7 protein-coding genes are annotated in these 8,016 nt (G+C 64.2%); 3 read left to right on the top strand and 4 right to left on the bottom strand.

Annotated elements, in window-relative coordinates:
* Positions 1 to 11 precede the first annotated feature (11 nt).
* Together pyrF and ettA are read right to left on the bottom strand one after the other, a co-directional pair.
* Positions 12 to 824 (bottom strand): orotidine-5'-phosphate decarboxylase, encoded by an 813-nt coding sequence (pyrF, locus tag AC1DMG_RS17635; RefSeq protein WP_477178070.1) that lies wholly within the window; start codon positions 822 to 824, stop codon positions 12 to 14.
* A gap of 173 nt (positions 825 to 997) precedes the next feature.
* On the bottom strand, positions 998 to 2,659 hold the full coding sequence (ettA, locus tag AC1DMG_RS17630) for an energy-dependent translational throttle protein EttA (RefSeq protein WP_477180843.1): 1,662 nt from the start codon (positions 2,657 to 2,659) through the stop codon (positions 998 to 1,000).
* A 179-nt stretch (positions 2,660 to 2,838) separates the two neighbouring features.
* Here ettA and AC1DMG_RS17625 point away from each other — a divergent pair, with 179 nt between their 5' ends.
* Complete coding sequence (locus AC1DMG_RS17625) at positions 2,839 to 3,828, top strand: DUF817 domain-containing protein (RefSeq protein ID WP_477178071.1); 990 nt, start codon at positions 2,839 to 2,841, stop codon at positions 3,826 to 3,828.
* Here AC1DMG_RS17625 and AC1DMG_RS17620 read toward each other — a convergent pair.
* A complete protein-coding gene (locus tag AC1DMG_RS17620) occupies positions 3,772 to 4,377 on the bottom strand; it encodes a TetR/AcrR family transcriptional regulator (protein WP_441605629.1) in 606 nt (201 codons plus the stop codon). The two genes, AC1DMG_RS17625 and AC1DMG_RS17620, sit on opposite strands and share 57 nt — an antisense overlap.
* Positions 4,378 to 4,380: 3 nt before the next feature.
* Entirely contained in the window at positions 4,381 to 5,469 is a 1,089-nt protein-coding gene (locus AC1DMG_RS17615) for an alpha/beta hydrolase family protein (RefSeq protein ID WP_477177903.1), read from the bottom strand.
* A 143-nt stretch (positions 5,470 to 5,612) separates the two neighbouring features.
* Here AC1DMG_RS17615 and glyA point away from each other — a divergent pair, with 143 nt between their 5' ends.
* Both glyA and nrdR read left to right on the top strand, forming a co-directional pair.
* Positions 5,613 to 6,866, top strand: coding sequence for a serine hydroxymethyltransferase (gene glyA, locus AC1DMG_RS17610; protein ID WP_477177904.1), 1,254 nt, complete (start codon positions 5,613 to 5,615; stop codon positions 6,864 to 6,866).
* Between the two features lie 92 nt (positions 6,867 to 6,958).
* On the top strand, positions 6,959 to 7,477 hold the full coding sequence (gene nrdR / locus AC1DMG_RS17605) for a transcriptional regulator NrdR (RefSeq protein ID WP_441605626.1): 519 nt from the start codon (positions 6,959 to 6,961) through the stop codon (positions 7,475 to 7,477).
* Positions 7,478 to 8,016 lie beyond the last annotated feature (539 nt).

The raw sequence follows: 8,016 nt of genomic DNA, 5'->3' as shown, positions 1-8,016 counted from the left end.
TGGGGCGACGATCAGCGGAAACGATTGATGGTGTCGCGCAAATCCAGCGCAGCAGCACGCGCAGCCTGCGCGAAATCCTCGTCATTGCCCGCGTAGAGAATTGCACGCGAGGAGCTGATCATCAGCCCGGTGCCGTCGGCGCTGCGGCCATGCTTGAGCACGGCTTCCACATCACCGCCTTGCGCACCGATACCCGGCACCAACAGCGGCATGTCGCCCACGATGCTACGCACCTTGCCCAGTTCTTCCGGCCAGGTGGCGCCGGTGACCAGCGCGCAGTTGCCGTTGGCGTTCCAGTCGCGTGCAATGGTTTCAGCCACGCGCAGATAGAGCGGCTGACCGCCGCAGTCGAGCGCCTGGAAATCCGCGCCGCCGGGATTGGATGTGCGGCACAGCAGGATCACGCCCTTGTCGGCACGTTCGAGGAACGGCTGGGCGGAATCGCGCCCCATATAGGGGTTGAGCGTCACGGCATCGGCGCGGTAGCGATCGAACGCCTCGGCGGCATAGTGCTGAGCGGTGCTGCCGATGTCGCCGCGCTTGGCATCGAGGATCACCGGCACGCCGGGATGCTTGTCGTGGATGTGCGCGATCAGGCGTTCCAGCGCGTCTTCGGCACGCAGTGCGGCAAAGTGCGCGATCTGCGGCTTGTACGTGCAGACCAGGTCCGCGGTGGCATCAACGATGTCGCGGCAGAATTCGAACACCGCGTCCGGGCGACCCTTGAGGTGCGCGGGAAATTTCGCGGGCTCGGGATCGAGGCCGACGCAGACGAGGGAGTCATGGGCAGCCCATGCCTGTTGCAGGGATTGCATGAAGTGCATCGGGTTCTCCTCGTCGCTGCCTTTCACTCCCTCTCCCCTCCGGGAGAGGGTTGGGGTGAGGGGACAATCTTGCGTTGTCGCTGATTTGAAATCTTGTTCTTTTGAGGATCGGGGCCAGCCGTGGCCCCTCACCCCAGCCCTCTCCCCGGAGGGGAGAGGGAGCAGGAGCTCGCTTACGCCAGCTTCTTGTACTTCACACGATGCGGGCCGGCGGCCTCGTCGCCGAGGCGGCGCTTCTTGTCGGCTTCGTACTCGTTGTAGTTGCCCGGGAAGAACTCCACGTGCGAATCACCTTCGAACGCGATGATGTGCGTGGCGATGCGATCGAGGAACCAGCGGTCATGCGAGATCACCATCGCGCAGCCCGGGAATTCCAGCATCGCGTCTTCCAGTGCGCGCAGCGTTTCGACGTCCAGATCGTTCGACGGTTCGTCGAGCAGCAGCACGTTGCCGCCCTGCATCAGCGTCTTGGCGAGGTGCAGGCGGCCGCGCTCACCGCCGGACAGGCTGCCCACCATCTTCTGCTGGTCSGWGCCCTTGAAGTTGAAGCGGCCGATATAGGCGCGCGACTGCAGCTCGTAGCGACCGATGGTGATGATGTCGGCGCCGTCGGAGACTTCCTGCCACACGTTCTTGTTCGGATCGAGGCTGTCGCGCGACTGGTCCACATAGGCCAGCTGCACGGTGTGGCCGAGCTTCACTTCGCCCTGGTCCGGCTTTTCCTGGCCGGTGATCAGCTTGAACAGGGTCGACTTGCCGGCGCCGTTCGGGCCGATSAYGCCGACGATGGCGCCMGGCGGAATCTTCATCGACAGGTCGTCGATCAGCAGGCGATCGCCGAAGGACTTGGACACGTTCTTGAACTCGATCACTTCCTGGCCCAGGCGCTCGCCCGGCGGGATGTAGAGCTCGTTGGTTTCGTTGCGCTTCTGGTACTCGACCGAGTTCAGTTCTTCGAAACGGTTGATACGTGCCTTGCCCTTGGACTGACGGCCCTTGGCGGCCGAGCGCACCCACTCCAGCTCGCGTGCGAGAGCCTTCTGGCGCCCCTTTTCGGCGGCTTCTTCGCGGGCCAGACGCTCGCTCTTCTGTTCCAGCCAGTCGGTGTAGTTGCCCTTCCACGGAATACCGCGGCCGCGGTCGAGTTCGAGAATCCACTCGGCGGCGTGCTCGAGGAAGTAGCGATCATGGGTGACCGCCACGACGGTGCCCGGATAGTTCTGCAGGAACTGCTCCAGCCAATCCACCGACTCGGCGTCCAAGTGGTTGGTGGGCTCGTCGAGCAGCAGCATGTCCGGCTTGGACAGCAGCAGGCGGCACAGCGCCACGCGGCGCTTTTCACCACCGGACAGCGGCCCGATCTTGGCATCCCACGGCGGCAGGCGCAGCGCGTCGGCGGCCACTTCGAGCTGGCGCTCCAGGGCGTGCGCATCGTTCACGGCCAGGATGTTTTCCAGCTCCTGCTGTTCTTTGGCCAGCTTGTCGAAATCCGCGCCTTCTTCGGCATAGGCGGCATAGACCTCGTCGAGGCGCTTCTGCGCATCGAGGATCACCGACACGCCTTCCTCGACCGCTTCGCGCACCGTCTTCTCGGGATCAAGCTGCGGCTCCTGCGCCAGATAGCCGACCTTGATACCCGGCTGCGGGCGGGCTTCGCCCTGGAAGTCCGTGTCCACGCCGGCCATGATCTTCAGCACCGTCGACTTGCCCGCGCCGTTCAGGCCCAGCAGGCCGATCTTGGCGCCGGGGAAGAAGCTGAGCGAGATGTCCTTGATGATCTGGCGCTTCGGGGGAACGATCTTGCTGACCCCGTTCATGGTGTAGATGTATTGCATGGAACCTCCGGCGACGTGCACCCAGCCGGCCGAGAGGGGCAGGCAGTGCGATCAGAGTGGGTGTAAACCACTCATTATAGCGGCTTGTGGGGTCGCTCCGGTGACTGCTGCCCGACCCCCGCGACCGTTCTGCCCGCGTCTTGCCCGATCCCGCCCCGGTCGTCGCCCAGGCCTTGGCCATGCTGGGGTTTTCCCGGATCAGGCCTATGGACAGGACAGCCACGCGGGCACCACAGCACTTGCTGCGCGTCGCCACCTCACTGGACGAGGAAGCCGCCCGTTGGGTCCGGGTGCGGGGGCCCTGGGCCGTGGTCGTGCACGAACTGGTCTGCTTCGGCGTCAAGCAGGCCAGGGCATGCCTGTTCGGCGGATGCATGCTGGCCCTGTTGTTGGCGACATGGGCCTGGTATCCCGTCGATGCGCCGCTGGCCCGCTACGACTTCCTTGTGCTGGCGGCGCTGGCCCTGCAGGTGCTGCTGATCGCCATGGGACTGGAGACGCGGGACGAGGCCAGGGTGATCCTCTGTTTCCATCTGGTCGGCACCGCCATGGAGGTGTTCAAGACCGCCATGGGCTCGTGGGTCTATCCCGAAGCTTCGCTGCTGCGCATCGGCGGCGTGCCCTTGTTTACGGGATTCATGTATGGCGCCGTGGGTAGCTATATCGCCCGCGCGTGGCGGCTGTTCGAGTTCCGCTTCATCCGCCATCCCCCGTTCGCGGCCACGGCGTGGCTCGCGCTGGCGATCTACGTGAATTTCTTCACGCATCATTTCCTGCCTGACGTCCGCTGGCTGCTGTTTGCGGTGTTGGCAGTCTTGTTCGGCCGCACCTGGATTTTGTTCCGCGTGCGCCGCGCGTATCGCAGGATGCCCCTGCTTTTCGGCTTCGTGCTGGTGGCGCTGTTTATCTGGTTCGCGGAAAACCTGGGGACATTCGCATCGGCGTGGCGTTATCCGGCGCAGCGCCATGGTTGGGAGATGGTGCCGCTCGACAAACTTGGCGCATGGCTGCTGCTGATGGTGATCAGCTATGTGCTGGTGTCCGCCGTGGCCCGACGAACGCGTGGGCAGCGCTCCGTCGGATGTCGCGCACAGGGTGCGCTCCCACAGAAGTCAGCGCACCGGCCGGGCGGCGTCGAAGATCGCGCTGACAGTACGCGTATGCAGTGAGGCGGCGTCGTAGCCCGGGGGCAGCATGCCGGCGATTTCCAGCATGACTGCGCCATGCAGGGAGGCCCAGATCTGGTGGCCGATGATGGGGGCGTCGGCGTCGGCTGCGATGGTGCCTTCGGCGATCATTACGTCCACATGCGCGGCAATGGTGCCCCACATGCGCTCGTGCGCCTGGCGATAGGCGGGATCGTCCTGCCGTGTCTCCGGGTACTCGAACATCAGCCGGTAGGTGGCGGTGTTCTCGCGGGCAAAGGCGATATAGGCATCACGCACGGCGCGGCTGCGGGTGCGGCCGTCGCCGGGCGATGCCAGCGCGCGTTCCAGGGCTTCGGAGAAACGGTTGAGGCCGCGGGTGCGCACCGCCGTGATGATTTCTTCCTTGTTATGGAAATAGCGGTAGGGCGTCATCGTGCCCACGCCCAGGTCGCCGGCCAGTCGCCGCATGGTGACGGCGGCCGGGCCTTCTTCCACGTAGATCTTCGCCGCCGCCTCGCACAGGCGTGCGCGGAAGGCTTCGGTTTCCTGCTCGCTCAGCGCCTTGGGCACGCGTCACTCCTCGACCTGAAGCGTCTTGCGGAAAAACGCCAGCGCATCGGCATTGACCTGCTCATGCACCTTGGCGCGGTCCACGCCGGCCGGATCGCTGCACATCGGGGCGATCTCCTTGGCCAATTCAGCGGAGCAGGGCGGCAGGAACACCCAGTGGTCGGCGTGCGGTACTTCCTTCACTCCCGCCAGCGTCTTGATCAGCGGCTGGATGTGTTTGGCGTTGGCTTCCGGCGGCAGCACCTTGTCGTTCTGGCCGTAGTAGAGAAAAACCGGGACATGCACCTGATCGAAGCTGTGCGCGTCGAAGATCAGGCTCATCGGGGCCATCGCAAAAGCCGCTTTCACCCGCGGATCGGCCGTGTCGCCGTACTTGCCCAGCTGGCCCTGCATGTCCTCGAGCACCTGCTCCATGGTCTTGCCCTGCTTGGCGGCGGCAGCCTTGAACTCCGCGGCGTGGCCGCAGACATCCTGGTCGTGCGGATAGCGCTGGCAGAAGCCGACGAATCGCACGAAACGCGGCTTTGCCCCGGCCAGCATCAAGGCCGTGTAGCCACCCGCCGAGAAGCCCGCTACGCCGATCCGGTTGGGATCGATCAGGGGCTTCCAGCGCGGGTCATTGAGCAGGGTGGAGATGGCGGACTTCACCTGCACCGGCCGACCGGCCAGCACTTCGATATGGCCGACCTGGCTGGTATCGCGAAAGTAGTCGCCCAAATGATTGAGCGTGGCGACCACGAAGCCGTGGCTGGCGAGGTAGGTGGCCAGATCGCGATGGCCCAGGTTGCTGCCGCCGTTGCCGTGGGAAAGGATCACCAGCGGCTTGGCGCCAGGGATGGCGGGCGCGTCAGGCGTGGCCGCGACGTCGTAGGGGCCGATCGCCGTGATGCCGTGCGTCGGCTGCGACGAGGGATAGAACACATAGCCCTCGGTCGGCTTTCCGCTGATCGGGTCGGGGATCTGGATGGCGCTGATGCCCACGCCGGTGACGTCGGACGCCAGGGCGGCCAGGGGCAGGAGCAGAAAGATCAGGGCAAACGCGGCGAGCTTGCGCAGCGGGCGTACCGAGGCGCGGGACGGCTGGATCGGCATGGCGAGGTCCGTAGGCTGAGTTGCGTGCGGCGTACGGTACGATGTACGCAACCGAGGCGCAAGTGACCCCAAGGTGGCCGCAATAGCACATCACGGCTACAATTTCGCGTTCTAGCCCTGCTTGCCACCCCCACGAGGTCAGGATGTTCCCGAAGCACGAGACGATCGCCGGTTACGACAACGAACTGGCCCAGGCTATGGCCGACGAAGCCCGCCGTCAGGAGGACCACGTCGAGCTGATCGCTTCGGAGAACTACGCCAGCCCCCGCGTGATGGAAGCCCAGGGTAGCGTGCTCACCAACAAGTACGCCGAGGGTTACCCGGGCAAGCGCTACTACGGCGGCTGCGAATTCGTGGACGTGGCCGAACGCCTCGCCATCGATCGCCTCAAGCAGCTGTTCGGCGCCAACTACGCCAATGTGCAGCCGCATTCGGGTTCGCAGGCCAACCAGGCCGTGTACCTCGCGCTGCTCAATCCGGGCGACACCATTCTCGGCATGTCGCTCGCACACGGTGGCCATCTCACCCACGGCGCCAAGGTCAACGTCTCGGGCAAGCTGTTCCACGCCGTGCAGTACGGCGTGAACGAGCAGGGCCTGGTCGATTACGACGAAGTCGAGCGCCTCGCCGTCGAGCACAAGCCCAAGATGATCGTGGCCGGTTTCAGCGCCTACTCGCAGGTGATGGACTGGCCACGCTTCCGCGCGATCGCCGACAAGGTGGGTGCGTATCTGTTCGTGGACATGGCGCACGTCGCCGGTCTGATCGCCGCGGGCGTCTATCCGAACCCGCTGCCGCATGCGCACGTGGTCACCTCCACCACGCACAAGACGCTGCGCGGTCCGCGCGGCGGCATCATCGTGGCCAAGGACGCCGGCGAAGAGATCGAGAAGAAGCTGCAGTCGATCGTGTTCCCGGGCATCCAGGGCGGTCCGCTGATGCACGTGATCGCCGCCAAGGCGGTGGCTTTCAAGGAAGCGCTGGAGCCGGAATTCAAGGCCTACCAGACCCAGGTGGTCAAGAACGCCAAGGCGATGGCCAAGACCTTCATCGAGCGCGGCTACAAGATCGTTTCCGGCGGCACCGAGAACCATCTGATGCTGGTCGATCTGATTGGTCGCGACGTGACCGGCAAGGACGCGGAAGAAGCGCTGGGCAAGGCGCACATCACCGTCAACAAGAACGCCGTGCCGAACGATCCCCGCAAGCCGTTCGTCACCTCGGGCCTGCGCGTGGGCACGCCGGCCGTCACCACCCGCGGTTATCTGGAAGCGGACGTGGTCGAACTCACGCAGTGGATTTGCGACGTGCTTGACGCCCCCAACGATGACGCCGTCATCGCCAAGGTGCGCGACAAGGTCACGGCGCAGTGCCACAAGTTCCCTGTCTACGGCTGAGCCGTCACGAAGGATGAGGGCCGATAAGAAACGAGAAGTGAGCAGGGGCGCCTTTTCTCGTTTCTCCCTCCCTTCCAGGAATCGATGAACCTATGCATTGCCCTTACTGCCAGCACGAAGACACTCGCGTGATCGACTCGCGCCTCGCCGAAGACGGTGCCACCGTGCGCCGTCGACGCGAGTGTCCCAAGTGCAGTGAACGCTTCAATACCTTCGAAACCGCCGAGCTCAAGCTGCCTTCCATCGTGAAGAGCGGCGAGCGCCGTGAACCGTTCGACGAACACAAGCTGCGCGTGAGCTTTGAACGCGCCCTGCAGAAGCGTCCGGTGCCCACCGATTCGGTGGACACCGCCGTGCGCGAAATCATCAACGACCTGCGCCGCTGCGGCGAACGTGAAGTGCCTTCGCGGCAGGTGGGGGAGTTGGTGATGCGTGAGCTGAAGAAGCTCGATCAAGTGGCGTATGTGCGCTTCGCTTCGGTGTATCGGAAGTTTGAGGACGTGCAGGCGTTTCGCGAGGAGATCGAGAAGCTGGAGCGCGATTTGCCGGAGCTGGAGGCGTTGCAGTTGTCGTTGTTGGGGGAGCAGGTGGCGCGCAGGAAGAAGTCCTGAGGGGATTTTTTTTGGAGGCGTGATGCTTCTAGGCTCTTGCTTCTTGCTTCTTGCTTCTTGCTTCTTGCTTCTTGCTTCGTGCTCCTTGCTCCTTGCTCCTTGCTTCTTGCTTCTTGCTTCTTGCTTCTTGCTTCTTGCTTCTTGCTCCTTGCTCCTTGCTCCTTGCTCTTGAGCTCTTCGGTCTCGCTCCCTCTCTGAGCTCGTCATCCCGGCGCAGGACCGAGGCGCTCTTTAACAGCCGATTGGCTGGTCATCCAGAGCCTCGGTTTTTGGTTTTAGCGATACGGCGACCTGGCTCGCCTGCCGCGGGCTTCCGACCTCCTGCCGGARGCCGGGTCACTTTTCTTTGCTTGCCCAAAGAAAAGTAACCAAAAGAAAGGGCCCCCCGGATGGCGCGCCTTCCGGGCCTTTGGCCCTGCAGGTGCGCGGGCGGGTTGCGGGGTTTTTCGACAGGACATCCCTGTCCTGTCGAAAAACTGGCCGCATCCATGCGGCCACCCTGCGGGCTTTCCTCCACCCGCCCGCCGCGTCATACGGGG

Source organism: Dyella sp. 01N36 (assembly GCF_056399745.1).
Note: the sequence above shows the minus strand (reverse complement) of the source record. Positions and strands in the feature narration are given on the sequence as shown.